General features: G+C 66.3%; 20 protein-coding genes. 4 read left to right on the top strand and 16 right to left on the bottom strand.

The window, feature by feature from the left end; all coding sequences use genetic code 11:
* Window positions 1-5 precede the first annotated feature (5 nt).
* The 14 genes from AAFM92_03495 to fabD form a co-directional block, all read right to left on the bottom strand.
* Window positions 6-416, bottom strand: coding sequence for a DUF3168 domain-containing protein (locus tag AAFM92_03495; protein MEL7299427.1), 411 nt, complete (start codon window positions 414-416; stop codon window positions 6-8).
* A complete protein-coding gene (locus AAFM92_03490) occupies window positions 413-745 on the bottom strand; it encodes a head-tail adaptor protein (protein ID MEL7299426.1) in 333 nt (110 codons plus the stop codon). Before AAFM92_03490 ends, AAFM92_03495 begins: the two co-directional genes overlap by 4 nt.
* Before the next feature lie 8 nt (window positions 746-753).
* Window positions 754-1,356, bottom strand: a complete 603-nt coding sequence (locus AAFM92_03485; GenBank protein ID MEL7299425.1) for a head-tail connector protein — start codon at window positions 1,354-1,356, stop codon at window positions 754-756.
* A gap of 101 nt (window positions 1,357-1,457) precedes the next feature.
* A complete protein-coding gene (locus AAFM92_03480; GenBank protein MEL7299424.1) occupies window positions 1,458-2,621 on the bottom strand; it encodes a phage major capsid protein in 1,164 nt (387 codons plus the stop codon).
* Between the two features lie 33 nt (window positions 2,622-2,654).
* On the bottom strand, window positions 2,655-3,215 hold the full coding sequence (locus AAFM92_03475; protein ID MEL7299423.1) for an HK97 family phage prohead protease: 561 nt from the start codon (window positions 3,213-3,215) through the stop codon (window positions 2,655-2,657).
* Between the two features lie 177 nt (window positions 3,216-3,392).
* Window positions 3,393-3,719 (bottom strand): hypothetical protein, encoded by a 327-nt coding sequence (locus tag AAFM92_03470; protein MEL7299422.1) that lies wholly within the window; start codon window positions 3,717-3,719, stop codon window positions 3,393-3,395.
* Complete coding sequence (locus tag AAFM92_03465; GenBank protein ID MEL7299421.1) at window positions 3,712-4,887, bottom strand: phage portal protein; 1,176 nt, start codon at window positions 4,885-4,887, stop codon at window positions 3,712-3,714. The genes AAFM92_03470 and AAFM92_03465 overlap by 8 nt, the downstream gene beginning before the upstream one ends.
* 23 nt (window positions 4,888-4,910) lie before the next feature.
* A complete protein-coding gene (locus AAFM92_03460; protein MEL7299420.1) occupies window positions 4,911-6,227 on the bottom strand; it encodes a terminase family protein in 1,317 nt (438 codons plus the stop codon).
* On the bottom strand, window positions 6,166-6,528 hold the full coding sequence (locus AAFM92_03455; GenBank protein MEL7299419.1) for a hypothetical protein: 363 nt from the start codon (window positions 6,526-6,528) through the stop codon (window positions 6,166-6,168). The genes AAFM92_03460 and AAFM92_03455 overlap by 62 nt, the downstream gene beginning before the upstream one ends.
* Before the next feature lie 197 nt (window positions 6,529-6,725).
* Window positions 6,726-7,883, bottom strand: a complete 1,158-nt coding sequence (gene mltG, locus AAFM92_03450; GenBank protein ID MEL7299418.1) for an endolytic transglycosylase MltG — start codon at window positions 7,881-7,883, stop codon at window positions 6,726-6,728.
* A 3-nt stretch (window positions 7,884-7,886) separates the two neighbouring features.
* Entirely contained in the window at window positions 7,887-9,137 is a 1,251-nt protein-coding gene (fabF, locus tag AAFM92_03445) for a beta-ketoacyl-ACP synthase II (protein ID MEL7299417.1), read from the bottom strand.
* Between the two features lie 153 nt (window positions 9,138-9,290).
* Entirely contained in the window at window positions 9,291-9,524 is a 234-nt protein-coding gene (locus tag AAFM92_03440) for an acyl carrier protein (GenBank protein MEL7299416.1), read from the bottom strand.
* Between the two features lie 251 nt (window positions 9,525-9,775).
* Complete coding sequence (gene fabG, locus AAFM92_03435) at window positions 9,776-10,513, bottom strand: 3-oxoacyl-[acyl-carrier-protein] reductase (GenBank protein MEL7299415.1); 738 nt, start codon at window positions 10,511-10,513, stop codon at window positions 9,776-9,778.
* 1 nt (window position 10,514) lies between these two features.
* Window positions 10,515-11,444: an ACP S-malonyltransferase gene (gene fabD / locus AAFM92_03430; protein MEL7299414.1), complete on the bottom strand. Its 930-nt coding sequence runs from the start codon at window positions 11,442-11,444 to the stop codon at window positions 10,515-10,517.
* A 160-nt stretch (window positions 11,445-11,604) separates the two neighbouring features.
* On the opposite strand from fabD, the gene AAFM92_03425 reads away from it, so the two are divergent.
* Window positions 11,605-12,840: a cytochrome b/b6 domain-containing protein gene (locus AAFM92_03425; protein ID MEL7299413.1), complete on the top strand. Its 1,236-nt coding sequence runs from the start codon at window positions 11,605-11,607 to the stop codon at window positions 12,838-12,840.
* A gap of 86 nt (window positions 12,841-12,926) precedes the next feature.
* On the opposite strand, the gene AAFM92_03420 is transcribed toward AAFM92_03425, so the two are convergent.
* Window positions 12,927-13,502 (bottom strand): YceI family protein, encoded by a 576-nt coding sequence (locus tag AAFM92_03420; GenBank protein ID MEL7299412.1) that lies wholly within the window; start codon window positions 13,500-13,502, stop codon window positions 12,927-12,929.
* A gap of 141 nt (window positions 13,503-13,643) precedes the next feature.
* Window positions 13,644-14,129, bottom strand: coding sequence for a hypothetical protein (locus AAFM92_03415; protein ID MEL7299411.1), 486 nt, complete (start codon window positions 14,127-14,129; stop codon window positions 13,644-13,646).
* Between the two features lie 210 nt (window positions 14,130-14,339).
* Here AAFM92_03415 and rpsF point away from each other — a divergent pair, with 210 nt between their 5' ends.
* From rpsF to rplI, 3 genes are read left to right on the top strand one after another with little or no spacing between them, the layout of a single operon-like run.
* Window positions 14,340-14,714, top strand: a complete 375-nt coding sequence (rpsF, locus tag AAFM92_03410; GenBank protein ID MEL7299410.1) for a 30S ribosomal protein S6 — start codon at window positions 14,340-14,342, stop codon at window positions 14,712-14,714.
* A 15-nt stretch (window positions 14,715-14,729) separates the two neighbouring features.
* Window positions 14,730-14,957: a 30S ribosomal protein S18 gene (rpsR, locus tag AAFM92_03405; GenBank protein ID MEL7299409.1), complete on the top strand. Its 228-nt coding sequence runs from the start codon at window positions 14,730-14,732 to the stop codon at window positions 14,955-14,957.
* Between the two features lie 12 nt (window positions 14,958-14,969).
* Window positions 14,970-15,602, top strand: a complete 633-nt coding sequence (rplI, locus tag AAFM92_03400; protein ID MEL7299408.1) for a 50S ribosomal protein L9 — start codon at window positions 14,970-14,972, stop codon at window positions 15,600-15,602.
* Window positions 15,603-15,872: the final 270 nt, after the last annotated feature.

Here is a 15,872-nt window from a genome sequence, read left to right as displayed (position 1 = left end):
CGGGGTCAGACCCCGTCGATCCGCGCGCGGAATGTCAGGTCGATCCGGCGCACGTCGCTATCGCCGGCCCGCGCGGCCTTGGCCTTAAGAAACCAGAGCCCGACGAGACTGCCCCGCGCGAGGGGAAGATCCGCATCGAGGAGGACGTCGCAAATGGCCGAGGCCACGTCCTTGGCCGCCTGGAAGCCGGACGCATCGGTGACGACGGAGACGGTGAAGTCATGGCGCGCACCTGCGCCCGTCTTCGAGGAGGCGTCGATGGCGTCTTCCGGGCCGAGGCTCACGTAGAGCTCGGGCACCACGCCGGAAGGCAGCGCGTCGTAGATGTCGCTGCCCACGAGCGCCGTGAGCGCGGCGTCACCTGTGAGCGCAGTAAACACGGCGGCCTGCAGCCCGCTTGATCCGGCAAAGCTCATGTCACTACCTCTTCGAGCGCGTTGCAGGTCAAAAACCGGCCATCGATGCCCGCTTCCACCACGGCGCGGATGCCGAAGATGCGCGTGCCGTCCACGAAGCGCTGATCGGGCTTCGGGCGCGACGGTGCGCCTTCGGGCGCGGCGCGGACGGTGATCCGGTAGGGCGCGCGCGACCGGGTCGAGAAGTTCTCGCCCGTCTCCCGTCCCGTGCCCGCCTTGAGCTCGGCCCAGAGCGTGCCCAGCGGGACCCAGCTCTCGGTGTAGCCGCCCGCCCCGTCGGGCGTCCGCACCCGCTCTTCGAGCACGAGGGGCCGATTCAGCATCGGCATGGACGTCCTCATGCGAGCCCCCCTCCCGTGCCGAGGCGCACGGGCCGGTAGCGCTCGAGAAGCACGCTGACGCCATAGGGCATTGCGCCCTCGTCCCGGCCCGTTTCTGCGCGGTGTTCGTAGTAGTGCCCGGCGAGCATGAAGACCGCCTGCGCGAGATCGGCTGGCAGATCGCCAAAGGCCACCGCGTAGCCCGCGCGGAAAGAAATGTCCGCCGTCCCGCCCGCCGGGATCGCGGGGAGCACGCCGCCCGCGGCACACAGGCGCGGCGCGTGGTGATCGCGCTCGAGGCGGTAGCTGCTCGCATCGATGGTCGTCTCGTTGCCCGCGGCATCTGCGATGACGAGCTCTACGAGGTCCGTGACCGGCGCCACGGGCAGCACCTGCTGCACGGGATGGCGCCACCGCGTCAGCGTCCAGGCGAAATCCCGGCTCAGGAGGATTTTGCCCGTCCGTCCCTCTATGGCTGCCATGGCCGCACGCAGGAACGACGTGAGCACCGCGTCCTGCACGGCATGGTCGCTAAAGCCCGTGCCGAGCCGCAGATGCGCCTTGAACTCCGCCACCGGCAGTGCCGCGTCGGGCACGCTCGTCTCTTCGATGAGCATCATGGAACGTCTCCCGTCCTAGCTGCAAAAATCCTGAAGGTGATTTGGCAGGGAGACAGGAGAGCGCAGCGCGCGCCCTCCTGCCCCGCGCCTCGGTGCCGCGCTCAGGAGGTGGCGAACTTCAGGATCTTGATCGCCGCAAAGTCGCTCACGTCGCCGCCCACGCGCTTCGTCGCGTAAAAGAGGACATGGGGCTTGGCCGAAAAGGGATCGCGCAACACGCGGAGGTCCGGGCGCTCGGCCACGGTGTAGCCCGCGCTGAAATCGCCGAAGGCGATGCAGTCCGGATTGGCATCCTCGGCGTCGGGCATGTCTTCGGCGATGAGCACAGGATAGCCCATGAGGCGTGCGGGCTCACCGGCGGCGAGGCCGTCCGACCAAAGGAAGCGGCCATCGACGTCCTTGAGCTTGCGCACGAGTGCCGCCGTCTTCGAATTCATCACGAACGTCGCGTTCGCGCGGTACTGCGCCCCGAGCGCATAGACCACGTCCACGATCGCATCGGCGGTCACGTCACCCGCCGCGCCGGATGCGACGTAGCCCAGCGTGTCCCAAGCCCAGGATGCATCGTCGACGATGGCATGGGTGAGGAAGCCCTTGGGCTTGTCCACGCCGTCGCCGTTGATGAAGGCGTCAGCCTCGGCGCGCGCAAACTTGTCGGCGATCCGGCCTGCGAGCCATCCCTCGAGATCGAAGGCGCTGTCATCGAGGAGCCGCTGGGAGGCCTTCGGCAGCGCCGAGAGCTCGTGGAGCGGGATCGAGATGCGGTCGATCTGGGGCGTGGAGGTCTCGGTGACGGCGGACGCCTCCGTGGCCCAGCCTGCGCCCATGTCCCCATGGTCGATGAGGACGTCGTAGGAGGTGGCATCGACATTCACAACGTTGGCGATGGCGCGGATCGAGGCGGTGCTGGAGAGGGTGGACTGCACCACCTCCGCCGTCTGCGGATCCACGAGGTAACCGCCATCGCCGGAGACGGCCAGCGCTTTTTCTTCCATGTCGAGGCCGCGCAGGCCGTCATCGTCGCCGGTCCGCAGGTAGGCGTTGAACGCCTTCTGGTGCGGGGCTTCCACGGGCGCCGCCGACAGCGCCGGGCGGGTGAGTTTGGTCTTCGTGAGCATGGTCAGCTTTTCTTCCTGCTTGTCGAGTTTGGATTGAATGTCGCTCTGGAAAGCCTCCAGATCGCCCATGAAGCCCGCGAGCGCTTGCTTCACGGCCACAGCCGGAGACAGATCTTCCCCGGCCTGAGCCTTCGTCTCAGGTGTCATCAGTGATCCTTTCGGGTGGTTGAGACCGCTGGCTCAGGTATTCGCCAGCCGCGCGCCCGCCGCGTTCAATGCCCGGGCAATGTCGCGCAGAAGGGCGTCGACGGGCTCGCTGCCCTTCGCGCCCACCCGCGCATCCGGAAGCATGGGAAAGGTCACGAGCGACACCTCCCAAAGCTCCAGCTCGTGCAAGTGCCGCTGGCCCTTGCTGTTCTTTTGCGCCTTGAGGGTGCGGTAGCCGATGGAGAGCCCGTCGATCGCCCCCGCCTTGAGAAGCGCCGCCGCTTCCCGCGCGCGGGCCACGTCAGGCAGGAGGCGGCCCTTCACATAGAGCCCCTTTTCGGTTTCACGCACCTCGTCCCAGGTGCCGATGGGCTCCTCGGGGCGGTGCTGCCAGAGCATCTTCACGCTCCGACCCGCCTTCTTCAGTATCTCCAGCGAGGCCGTGTAGGCCCCGCGCTCCACGATATCGCCGCCCGTGTCCTTGACGCCGAAGAGCGACGCATAGCCCTCCACGACCAAGTCATCGCCCAGCGCCACCGACCCCTTGAGGCGGCAAAACTTCCGCTCAAGCCCGTAGCTCTCTGCCATTTGCATCTCCTGCATGTCTGGAATGAAACGGCCTCTCACCGCTTGGCCCCGTTGCGGGCGGGGTAGTTTCGTCCCTGCCGGTCCTCTCGGGCCGACAAGGCTGACAGGAGAACACCCCTCGTTTCTCCGTCGCGCAGGCGCGTCCTTGTGCGCGCCTCGGCGAATTCTTCCATCAGCGCAGAGTTAAAGGCCCAGCAGTCCGCCGCGGATCACGAGCGACATGAAGCCGCCGATGATCGCCGCGAGAATGAGCCAGACGAGCTTGGCGATGTGGCCGTCGATCCTGTCGAGCCGGCCATCGAGCGCGTTGAAGCGGCTCACCATGAACTTCTCTTTCTCCTCGTTCACGGCGCGCTCGGTCTCCACGATGTGCATGGCCCCTTCCACGCTCGCCAGCCGCGCATCCATGGCCGCCACGAGGGCATCGGCGTCGTTGATCGAGGTGACGTAGAGCGGCATCCGGGCGATTCCGCTCTTGGTTTCTGCCTCGGCGTCGATCTCATCAGTCATCGCCGAGCTCCCGGGGTGGTAGACCCAAGAGATGCCGCTTCTCGTCACCGCTGAGGAAATCCGCGCCCGCGATACGGCTCCACTGGGCCTCGCGTTCGGCGGCGAGCGCGGGCACCTGGTCGAGATCGGGGCGCAGCTCCACTGCTTCGCCCGCCATGGCGCCGAGCCACGCGGAGAGCGCCTGGCTGACCTTCGCGGCCAGCGGCAGCACCGTCAGGCGGTAGAAGGCGCGATGCGCTTCCTGGTAGTTGGCATAGGTCGCCTCGCCGGGGATACCGAGCAGCATGGGCGGGACGCCGAAGGCCGTGGCGATCTCGCGCGCGGCGGCGTCCTTGGTGTTGTGGAATTCCATGTCCGAGGGCGAAAAGCCCATGGGCTTCCAGTCGAGCCCGCCTTCGAGAAGCATGGGCCGCCCCGCATTGCGCGCGCCCTGGTGGTGCATCTCCATCTCGTTGACGAGCCGGTCGTACTGGTCCGGGCCCATCTGCCCCTGCCCGTCCGCGCCCTTGTAGACGATGGCGCCCGAGGGCCGCGCGGCATTGTCGAGGAGCGCCTTCGACCAGCGCGTGGCGCTGGAATGGACGTCGAGCGCCGTGGCCGCGGCCTGAAGCGGCGAGAGGCCGTAATGATCATCCTGCGGATGGAAGCTCTTGATGTGGCAAATCGGGCTCGCGCCCTCGGTGACATGGAAGCGGTGCTTCCGGCCCCCCACCGTATAGTCATAGGCCACGGGCCAACCATCGGCGCCGGCCACGAGGCTCATCCGGTCCGAGCGCAACACGTGCAACTCGAGCGGGAAGCCCTCGCCCACCGCCTCCACGTAGCCATTTCCGCTGAGCAGGATCTGGCCGTAGAGCGCCTCGAGAAGGTCCGCTCGCCCCTGCCCCGCATTTGGACGCCTCACGAGGTCGAGGACCGGGTGCGTCTCGTAGCGCCGCTCCGCGTCCTGCAGGATCAGCGGGAGCGCTGCAGCGGCTTCGGCGATGAGTTTGACCGCGCGAAAGCCCACCGGATTGCCCGTGAAGCCCGCCTTCGTCAGCGTCACCGCGTCCCGCGGGGTCCACGCGATACGGCCCGAGGATTGATAGGCGATCACCGGCCCCGTGGCAGAGGCCTTCACCTCCGCGTCCGCGTCGGGACGGGCGGTGTTGAACAGGTTGAAAACCATGTCTTGAGCTCCTGATTGTCTCATCAAAGTCCGCGGACGCGCGGCGCTTTCCAGCGGGCGGCCGGGGTGAGCATCGCGTCGGTCAGCGCCCAGACGAGCGCATCCACCCGGTCCGGGCTCCCCTGGCCCTGAAAGCCCGCGGTCGTCATCTGGCACATCTCGTCTTCGAGGGCTTCAAGGCCCCTGGCATGGCTGACGCGCCCCTGTTCGTAGAGCGCGGCGACGGGCTCGGCCCGCGCCGCCTTCCCGCGCGTCGCGTGAACACCGGAATAGGCGATGAGCGGATCCACCTGGCGGATCATCTGCTCCACCATCGCGCCGCCCTGGTTCACTTCCGCCACGATGCGGTCCGCGCCAAAATCATGCGCCGCGGCCACGGCGGCCTGCGCCCAGCCCAGCGGTGTGCCTTTCTCGACGGTTCGGTCTGCCAGCACGTAGCTCCGCCAATCGACGGGTGGTCCGTCCATGCGGCAGCCGACGACAACGATCCCGCATGCGTCGCCCTGCGTCCCGGCGGGAGGATCGACAGCAACCACGATCCGGTCGAGCTGCGGGCGGATGTCAAAGCCCGCCTCTTCGAGCATCTCCCGCGTCCAGAGCGCGCCTTCCACGTCATCGAGCATGACGCCGTCGAGCTCTTGTCGCGCGAGGCGCGAATGCGCATAGCGCGTCCGCACCTCCTCGAGAAACGAAGACGCGAGGTACGCGCGGTTGGCCTCGGTGGGCGCTTGCGTCTGAACCGTTGACTTCGTCTCAAGGAGCGCGCGCAAGACTTTGCTGTTTCTCGGCGTCGTCGTCACCACGGCCCGCGGTTCGTCGCCGAGCCGCAGCGCGAGTTGCAGGTTTGACCACGCATCGCCATCGGGCCATTTTGCGAGCTCATCGGCCCAGGCACAGTCAAATTGCGGGCCGCGCAGCGCCTCTGCTTCATTGGCCGAGAAGCACTGCGCCTCCGCGCCATTCGGCCAGACGAGCCTGCGCCGCGTCGCTTGCCATTCAGGGCGCCTGTCCGGAGGAGAACAGGCGAGGATCCCGCTCTCCCCGAACACCATCACCTCGCGGGCCTGGTCATAGGTTTGTCCGATAAGAGCTACGCGTCGTGAGCGGCCCGGATCGAGCGGTAAGCTGCCCTCCACTTCCGAGCGGATCCACTCTGCCCCCGCGCGCGTCTTGCCCGCGCCGCGCCCGCCGAGCACGACCCAGCTGCGCCACGTGCCTTTTGGCGGCAGCTGATGGTCATGGGCCCACACTTCCCAGAGCCACGGCAGTGCCGCGAGCTCAAGATCCGTCAGGGACCTCAGCAGCTCTTGCTGGACGTCGTGCGTCGCGGAGGCGATCAAGTCGGCTCCCGAGCGCGTCTCGTGCGGCGTCCATGTCGATGGGGGCGCCGGCGCCGGGCACGCCGCCTTTGTTTCGCTGTCGCTGGTCATCAATTTTGATCTCCGCATCCCTCAGCTGCCGGGCGATGCCGACGAGGTCGTTTTTGGCTTTCGTGAACTGCGCGAGTCCGGAGAAGTCTCCTTCCCTCAGGTTCGCGATGATGGCTGCGATTTGCGTGATGTAGTCCTCGAGCAGGTCGGATAGATGCACCCAACGCGCATTGAGGTGTTCCGCGCCGTCGGGCGGGTCTCGTGACGCCATAAGGCAAACCTTTCATGGTGCTTTTCACGCCAGGACACAAAAAAAGCGGCGTCGGGATCACCCCGAGGCCGCTTGCCCACGTCTCCTAGTATGTCCGAAGGTATACTTCAGGGCGTTCGATGAGTCAAGTCTGCAATCTATGCGTGCATAGGGTCAGCGCGCGGTCTGCTTAACAAAACGTAAACGATCGCAAGCACTTATTCCGAGTTCGCCCGCTCTGCCTCGATGGCGCGCCAGCGCGCGACGTTCTCATTGTGCTCCGCCAGCGTCTCTGCAAAGGCATGCCCCCCGGTGCCGTCGGCCACGAAGAAGATGAAGGGCGTCTCGTCGGGATTGAGCGCCGCCTCGATGCTCGCGAGACCCGGGTTGGCAATGGGCGTGGGCGGCAGCCCGTCGATGACATAGGTGTTCCACGGCGTCTCGCGCCGGAGCTCGCTCTGCCGGATGCCGCGGCCCAGCACGCCCTGCCCGCGGGTGATCCCGTAGATCACCGTCGGGTCGGTCTGAAGCCGCATCCCGCGCTCGAGCCGGTTCACGAAGACGGAGGCCACCTGCCCCCGCTCTTCGGCGAGCGCGGTCTCCTTCTCGATGATGGAAGCCATGATCAGCGCCTCGTCCGGGGTCTCGTAGGGCAGGCCCTCCTCCCGGTTCTGCCATGCGCCCGCGAGGCGCTCGGTCTGCGCCTCGACCATCGCGTCCACCAGCGCCTGCCGCTCCGTGCCGGGGACGACCTCGTAGCTGTCAGGCGCCATCGCGCCTTCCGCGGGGATCTCGTCCGCCGGGCCGGAGAGTACGTCGATGTCGCGCAGGGAGGTCACGATCTGCCAGCTGGTCACGCCTTCGGCGATGGCGATGCGGTAGCGCGTGTCAGCAGTATCCTTTGCCGAAACATAGACCTCCGGCAAAGGCTCCTCGGCGGGCACGAATTCCGCCCGCTCCACGAAGCGCTGGCTTTCGGGATCGAGCTCGCGCACCTGCACGTTGAGCTCGGTCACGCCCACGCGGTAGACGACCTCGGTCCCGCAGGTGCTCTGCCCGCTCGCGGTGACGAGATCGAGGATCTCGGCCATGGAAGAGCCCTCGGGGATGAGGAACGAGCCCGCTTTCAACTCGCGCGCCTTCTCAGTGTAATCGCCGGCCATGCGAAATATGGCGCGGCTCGAGATCGCTTCCTCGGCTTCGAGCTGTGTCGCCACGCGCGTTAGCGTCGAGCCCGGCGCGACCTGGAGACAGATGGCGCGCGTCAGCGGCCCCTCCGCCTCATAGCGCCCGATGCCCCAGAGGATCAGGCCGCCCAGCAGGAAAAGCCCCACCACGAAGATCGACAACGCGTTGGAGGCGATGTGTCGCCACATGGCTCAGACCTTTCCGAAGATGACGCTCGCATTGGTGCCGCCAAAGCCGAAGGAATTCGACAGCGCATACGTGATCTCGCGGCTGCGCTTGGCGAGCGGCGCAAGGTCGATGGCGGTCTCGACGGCGGGTGTCTCGAGATTGAGCGTGGGCGGGGCGACCTGATCCCGGATCGCGAGGATCGAAAAGATCGCCTCGATGGCTCCGGCGGCCCCAAGGAGATGCCCCGTCGAGGACTTGGTGGAGGACATCGTCACCGTCCCCGCATCCTCGCCCATCATCCGCTCCACAGCGCCGAGCTCGATGGTGTCAGCCATCGTCGAGGTGCCATGCGCGTTGATGTAGTCGAGGTGCTTCGGCTCGATCCCGGCCCGCTTGATGGCCGCGGCCATGGAGCGGCCGCCGCCCTCGCCCGTCTCGCTCGGCGCAGTGATGTGGTAGGCATCGCCCGAGAGCCCGTAGCCGCAGACCTCGGCGTAAATCGTGGCGCCGCGGGCCTTGGCGTGCTCGTATTCCTCAAGCACGACGACCCCCGCACCCTCGCCCATGACAAAGCCGTCGCGGTCCGCGTCGTAGGGGCGGCTTGCCGCGGTGGGATCGTTACCGCGCTTGGTGGAGAGCGCCTTGCAGGCATTGAAGCCCGCGATACCGATCTCGCTGATCGGGCTTTCGGCACCGCCCGCAATCATCACATCCGCGTCGTCGAGCGCGATGAGGCGCGCGGCATCGCCGATGGCATGGGCGCCCGTGGAGCACGCCGTGACGACGGCGTGGTTTGGCCCGCGGAAGCCGAAGCGGATCGAGACCTGCCCGGAAACAAGATTGATGAGCGCCGAGGGGATGAAGAAGGGGGACACGCGGCGCGGGCCGCGTTCCTTCAGGAGCACAGCGGTATCGGCGATGGCCGACAGCCCGCCGATCCCGGACCCGATCATGACGCCGGTGCGCTCCTGCTTTTCGGCGGTGTCGGCCACCCAACCAGAGCTTTCTACCGCCTGGACGGCGGCCGCCATCCCGTAGACGATGAACTCGTCCACCTTCCGCTGCTCCTTCGGCTCCATGTAATCGTCGGGCACGAAGGCGTCCTCACCCTCGCGCGGGATCTCGCAGGCATAGGTCGTCGCCAAATGCGCGGCGTCGAAGCGCGTGATGGTGCCCGCGCCGCTTTCGCCCGCCAGAAGCCGACGCCAAGTCGCCTCCACTCCGTCTGCCAGGGGTGACACCATGCCAAGGCCTGTCACGACAACGCGCCGCATGCTCGCTCTCCTTTTGGTCTTTGGCCCTCCTTACAAGCGCGCCCCGCCTGCCTCAAGGGCAGCGAGAGCGCGCGAGGAGCCGCCAAGCGCCCATCCGCACAAACAAAAACGGCGCCCGAACCGGACGCCGCTTCCACTCTGAAGAGCCGGGGATCAGGTGGCTTCTTTGATGAACTTCACCGCGTCGCCGAAGGTCTGGATCGTCTCCGCCGCATCATCGGGGATCTCGATGCCGAACTCTTCTTCGAAGGCCATTACGAGTTCCACGGTGTCGAGGCTGTCCGCGCCGAGGTCGTCGATGAAGGAAGCGCTGTCCTGTACCTTCGCTTCGTCCACACCGAGGTGCTCCACCACAATTTTCTTCACGCGATCGGAAACGTCGCTCATCGTCTGATCCTCATTCGGTTCTGGGCCCCGCGGGGCGGTCTTATCATTATTGCACCTAGGGGCGCATCCGGGTCCCAGCGCATGCGCATCTGGCTCCCCCGGCGGAAACTGCGCCGCCTATAGCACAGGCCTTGGCGATGGCAAATCCTTTGTCAGGGGCCGTTTGTTAGCGGTCACAGGCGCTTTCTTCATACAACCTAAGCGCGTCAAGACGTCGGAGCGGCTCGAGGATTTCCCTTTGTTTTCTGCGGTCAAAGCATTGCCATGCCACCGTTGACGTGCAGCGTCGTGCCCGTGACATAGCCCGCCTCGGAAGACGCGAGGAAAAGCACGGCTGCGGCGATCTCGTCGCCCGATCCCATGCGCCCCATGGGGATCTGACCGAGGATCGCACCCTTCTGCTCGTCATTGAGTTTGTCGGTCATGGCGGTCTCCACCATGCCCGGCGCCACGCAGTTCACGGTGATCCCGCGGGAGGCCACTTCATAGGCGAGGCTCTTCGAGAGGCCGACCATCCCGGCCTTCGAGGCGGCATAGTTGACCTGCCCGGGATTGCCCGTGACGCCCACGATGGAGGTGACGTTGATGATGCGCCCCCAGCGGGATTTCATCATCGGGCGCACCACGCCCTTGCAGAGCCGCATGGTGGAGGTGAGGTTGATGTCAAGGACCGTCGCCCACTCCTCCTCGGACATCCGCATGAAGAGATTGTCCTTCGTCACGCCAGCGTTGTTCACAAGGATGTCGAGGCTTCCCATGGCCTCGATCGCCTGCTTCGGGAGCGCGGCCACCGCCTCGGCATCTGAGAGGTTGCAGGGCAAGACATGCGCGCGATCGCCCAGTTCCGCGGCCAACGCGGTCAGCGGATCGACCCGCGTGCCCGACAGCCCCACCGTGGCACCGGCGCCGTGCAGCGCCCTGGCGATGGCCCCGCCAATCCCGCCCGAGGCACCGGTTACGAGGGCCGATTTTCCGGTTAGGTCAAACATGTCAGGCTCCTTTCAGCGCGGCGACGTCGTCCGGCGTGCCGATGGCTTTGGTGTCGATGCACCGCTCGATGCGGCGGATCATGCCGGAGAGCGCCTTGCCTGCGCCCACTTCCCAAATCTCGGTGACGCCGTTTGCGGCCATGAAGCCCACGCTCTCGCGCCAGCGCACGGAGCCGGTGACCTGCGCCACGAGCAGCGTGCGGATCGTGGCGGCATCCGTCACAGCCTCGGCGCGCACATTGGCCACGAGCGGCACGGCGGGGTCGGCCATCTCTACTTCGGCGAGCGCTGCTTCCATGGCGCGAGCGGCGGGCTCCATGAGTGCGCAATGGAACGGCGCGCTTACCGGCAGCATCACGGCGCGCTTCGCTCCCTTTTCCTTGGCGAGCTCGACGGCGCGTTCCACGGCGCCCTTGTGGCCCGAGACGACGACCTGCGCGGGATCGTTATCATTGGCGGCCTGGCAGACTTCGCCATCGGCGGCGTCCGCCGCCACGGCCGTGGCCGTCTCGAAATCGAGCCCGAGAAGCGCGGCCATGGCTCCCACACCCACCGGCACGGCCTCCTGCATCGCTGTTCCGCGGATGCGCAGGAGGCGCGCGGTGTCGGCGATGGAGAGCGTGCCGGCGGCAGCGAGCGCAGAGTATTCGCCCAGCGAATGACCCGCCACGAAGGCAGCCTGGCCCACGTTGTGCCCCTCGGCCTCCAGTGCGCGGACGGCGGCGAGCGACGTCGCCATGAGCGCGGGCTGGGCATTGGCCGTCAGCGTGAGCGCCTCGGCCTCGCCCTCCCAGATGAGCGTCGAGAGCTTTTCACCCAGCGCCTCGTCCACCTCGTCAAAGACGGCCCGTGCCGCCGGGTAGGCCTCCGCCAGCGCCCGGCCCATGCCGATGGCCTGTGCCCCCTGCCCCGGAAATACCCATGCCCGCATTTGTCGCTCCCTTGTTGATTTCCGCGGCCCATACAGCCCAGCCGCCCGAAGGAAAAGGGTGCAGCGCGCCGGGAGCACACGCAATGTGCCGTGAGCGAGGATGACGGAGGCGGCCCCGCGCCCTACTCTCCTTTTCAGCTCAAACGGGAGTTCCCGCGCCATGACTACAGCCAGCACCGACCCCTCAGCGCCCGGCCTAACCAACACCGACACGCGCTATGGCCTCGTCACCAAGACCGTCCATTGGCTCACCGCGCTCCTCATCGTCGGTGTCATCGCCACAGGCAGCATCGCCTATGACCTCTCGATCTCCGATCCGGTCGCCCTCGACTGGAAGATCCGGCTCTATGCCGTGCACAAGGCCATCGGCCTCACGATCTTCTTCGTGGCGCTCTTCCGGATCGCATGGGCCATGTCGCAGCCAAAGCCCGGGATGATCGGGGGAGAGAAGAAGGCGCAGAGCTTCATGGCGCAGCTCGCCCATTGGACGCTCTACGCCTCCCTCGTGCTCGTGCCGCTCACGGGCTGGATGACGCATGCCGCCACGGAGGGCTTTGCACCGATCCCCTGGCCGTTCGGGCAAAACCTCTTCTTCATCCCCGAGGATCCGGAGCTCGCAAACACGCTGGCGGGCGCACACCTGCTTTTCCAGCGGCTGATGGTGATCGCGATCCTGCTTCATATCGCGGGCGCGCTGAAGCACCACTTCATCGACAAGGATGCCACCCTGCGCCGCATGTGGTTTGGCCGCCCCCACCTGCCCCGCGTCTCGCCCACGCCGCACACGGCGCTTCCTGCCGTGACGGCCGCGGCGATCTTCGCAGCCGTCGGGACGGCCGCCGCACTCGTGCCTGTGAAAGGCGGCGTGGACGCCGTGGCGCTCGAGGAGGTGGCCTCTGACTGGCGCGTCCTCGACGGCGAGATCGAAATCGAGGTGACCCAGCTTGGCACGCCCGTGACCGGCACCTTCGCAGACTGGACGGCGGCCATCGCCTTCGACCCGGAGGCCGAGGGCGATGTGAAGGGCAACGCGGAGGTCACCGTCTCCATCGGCTCGCTCACGCTGGGCTCCGTGACGAGCCAGGCCATGGGCGCGGATTTCTTCAACGTCGAAGCGTTCCCCACCGCCACCGTGTCGGGCGATATCGTCGCGGTGGGCGACGGCTACGAATTGCAGGGCACGATCCGCATCAAGGAGACGGAAGCGCCGCTGTCGCTGCCCTTCGATCTCTTGCTTGAGGGCGATACGGCAGAGGCGAGCGGGTCCGTAACTCTCGATCGCATGACCTTCGCCATCGGCACGGGCACCGATGAAGGCAGCCTCGGCCTCGGCGTCGATGTCCGCATCGGGCTCACGGCCACCAACGCCGCGGACGACGACGCCGGCACGTCCTGACGCCCGAGACCAAGCCAAGCCTCAGCGCAAACAAATGGGGCGCCTCCCATGGAGACGCCCCCGCCAAACTCGTTCCGTGAGTGAAATTACGAGGCTGGCGAAGCTTCGATGGAGACCTCGACGGCCACCTCGTCGGACACGAACGGCGTGAACCAGTCGATCCCGAAATCAGAGCGCAGGATCGTGGTGGAACCTGTGAAGCCCGCGATCTCGCCGCCGGTGGGGCCAGCGCCGCGCGCATTGAAGACTGTGTCGATCGTGACCTCGGAGGTCGTGCCCGCAATCGTCAGATCACCGGTGACCTCGGCGGTGTTCTCGCCGGTGACGTTCACGGAGGTGGAGGTGAACTCCACCATCTTGCCGTCATAGCCGCCGAAGAAGTTGTCGGAGGCGAGGTGTCCTTTCAACGTCGGGTCCACCACGAGATCCTCGAGCGGAACCGAAATCGACACGGTGGTGTTCTCGGGATTGTCGAAGTCGATCATCATCTCGCCGTTCACTTCGAAGAACATGCCGTAGGTCGAAGAGAAGTCGCCGTGGCCCCAGCTCATCTGGATGGCGGAGTGGGCAGGGTCGAGCGTGTAGGCTTGCAGGTGGCCATCAGCGAACGCAGTGCCGGCGGTGAGCGCGGCAAAGGCGGTGGCAAGGACAGTGGATTTCATGGGTCGGGCTCCAGGACTGAGTTACAGCCCTTGGATATGGCCCGTAGTGTTCAGCCCGGCAATTTCGCGGGCTTCAACAGGATGTGTTCAAGAATGCACCTACGCGGCTTTTTGCTCGCGCAGGCGCACAATTCCGCCGGGTCAGGCGCTGAGCGCGTCGGCCACGCCCTTTTCGAGGGGCACCACCGCGAGGGGCTGGCCCTCCTTGTTGCGGATGAAGAGTGCGCCGTCGACGACGTCGAAGGCGCCGAGCTCCGAGAAGTCGTAGCGCTTGCGGAGCTTCGCCTGGCCGCGGTGCTGGCCCATGACGCGCACCTCGCGCGCCTCGAAATCGACCTCCACCTCGCTGCGCTCCTCGCGCCCGTCGCGCCAGAGCACGAAGCCAACGATGACGAGGCCACAGGTCAGAGCACCCTTCAGGGCCATCATGTCGAGCCCGAGATCGGAGCCCGGCACCAGCCAGAGCGAGAGCGCGGCCGCGCAGGCTGCCACGCCAAAGACCCCCTGGATGATCCGCGTGAGCGCGCCAAACCCATCGGCTTGCTTCCCGGAAAGATGGGCGCCCCAGGCGGCGAAATCCTCCACCTTGGATGCGGTTCCTGTGTTCTCCATCGATGTGTACGTCATCGTCGGTCCCCTGGCCTAAAATTGCGTTAGGATCACCTTAACGAGGACAACGTGGCGGCATCGGGGCGAAGACGTGCCCCGCTTGCGTGCCTGCCAAGGCCATGTCATGACACGCCATCCGCGAGACCACCCCACCCGGCGATCCTCTCGTGCGTTGCCCGCGGAGCTATTGGCAACGCTTTGAAGTCGCTTCGAAAAACTGGAGAACCCATGCCGCTTTACGAGCATGTATTCATTGCGCGCCAGGATCTGTCCTCCGCGCAGGCCGAATCACTCATCGAACATTTTGGCTCCGTGCTGTCCGACAATGGCGGCACGCTCGTGGAAAACGAGTACTGGGGCGTCAAGACGATGGCCTACAAGATCAACAAGAACCGCAAAGGCCACTACGCCTTCCTGAAGACGGACGCGCCCGCGCCCGCCGTGCAGGAAATGGAGCGCCTGATGCGCCTCCATGATGACGTGATGCGCGTCCTCACGATCAAGGTCGACGGCCACGACGAAGGCCCGTCCATCCAGATGCAAAAGCGCGACGAACGCGACCGTGGTGACCGGCCCCGCCGGGACCGTGGCGACCGCGACTGATAGGAGACGAGACCCATGGCAGCCAAACCATTCTTCCGCCGTCGCAAGGTGTGCCCGTTCTCCGGAGAGAACGCACCCAAGATCGACTACAAGGACACCCGCCTCCTGCAGCGCTACATCTCCGAGCGCGGCAAGATCGTGCCCAGCCGCATCACCGCCGTTTCGGCCAAGAAGCAGCGCGAACTCGCGCGCGCCATCAAGCGCGCCCGCTTCCTCGCGCTCCTGCCCTACGCCGTGAAGTAAGGGAGACGAGACATGGATATCATTCTTCTGGAACGCGTGGCCAAGCTCGGCCAGATGGGCGAAGTCGTCTCCGTCAAGGAGGGCTATGCCCGCAACTTCCTGATCCCGCAGGGCAAGGCGCTGCGCGCCAACGAGATCAACCTCGCCCGCTTCGAGGCCGAGAAGGCGCAGCTCGAGGCCCGCAACCTCGAGACGAAGAAGGAGGCCGAAAGCCTAGCCACCAAGCTTGATGGCGAGACCTTCGTTGTCATCCGCTCGGCCTCCGACGCGGGCTCGCTCTACGGCTCCGTCACGCCCCGTGACGCGGCAGACGCCGCCACCGAGGCCGGCTTTACCGTCGACAAGAAGCAGATCGCGCTGACCGGCCCGATCAAGGAGCTCGGGCTCCATGATCTGACCGTGCAGCTCCACCCGGAAGTGGACGCCACGATCACGCTCAACGTCGCACGCTCGCAGGAAGAGGCGGAGCTTCAGGCCTCCGGCAAGTCCATTCAGGACCTCGCCGCCGAGGAAGAGGCAGAAGCCGAATTCGAGATCGCCGAGCTCTTCGAGGATATCGGCGCAGCGACGTCCGACGATGAGGAACTCGCCACGCAAGTGGAGGAGGCTCCGGCCGAGGACGAAAGCGCGGACGACAAGGACTAGGCCCCGGATCCAGCCGGGACGCTATGAAGCGCCGCGCGGGAGACCGCGCGGCGCTTTTCGTTTGTGGTCCCAGCCTCCGGGCTCAGCGAAGGCCGCGAGAGCGGATGCCTCCGGCGGAGGTACGGGGCACAAAGAAGCGGAGTGTCGTACCCCGCTGCGTGCGGCTGCGCTGCTGGAGAGGCGTGGACTGTGGCAGCGCTTCTCCGCCGAAGACAAACTCGCGCATTGCACGGAGGCGCGCCTTTGCGAGAGTGGCGATGCCGAGGCAAC

The organism is Pseudomonadota bacterium (assembly GCA_038533575.1).
GTDB lineage: Bacteria > Pseudomonadota > Alphaproteobacteria > Rhodobacterales > Rhodobacteraceae > Shimia_B.
Note: the sequence above shows the minus strand (reverse complement) of the source record. Positions and strands in the feature narration are given on the sequence as shown.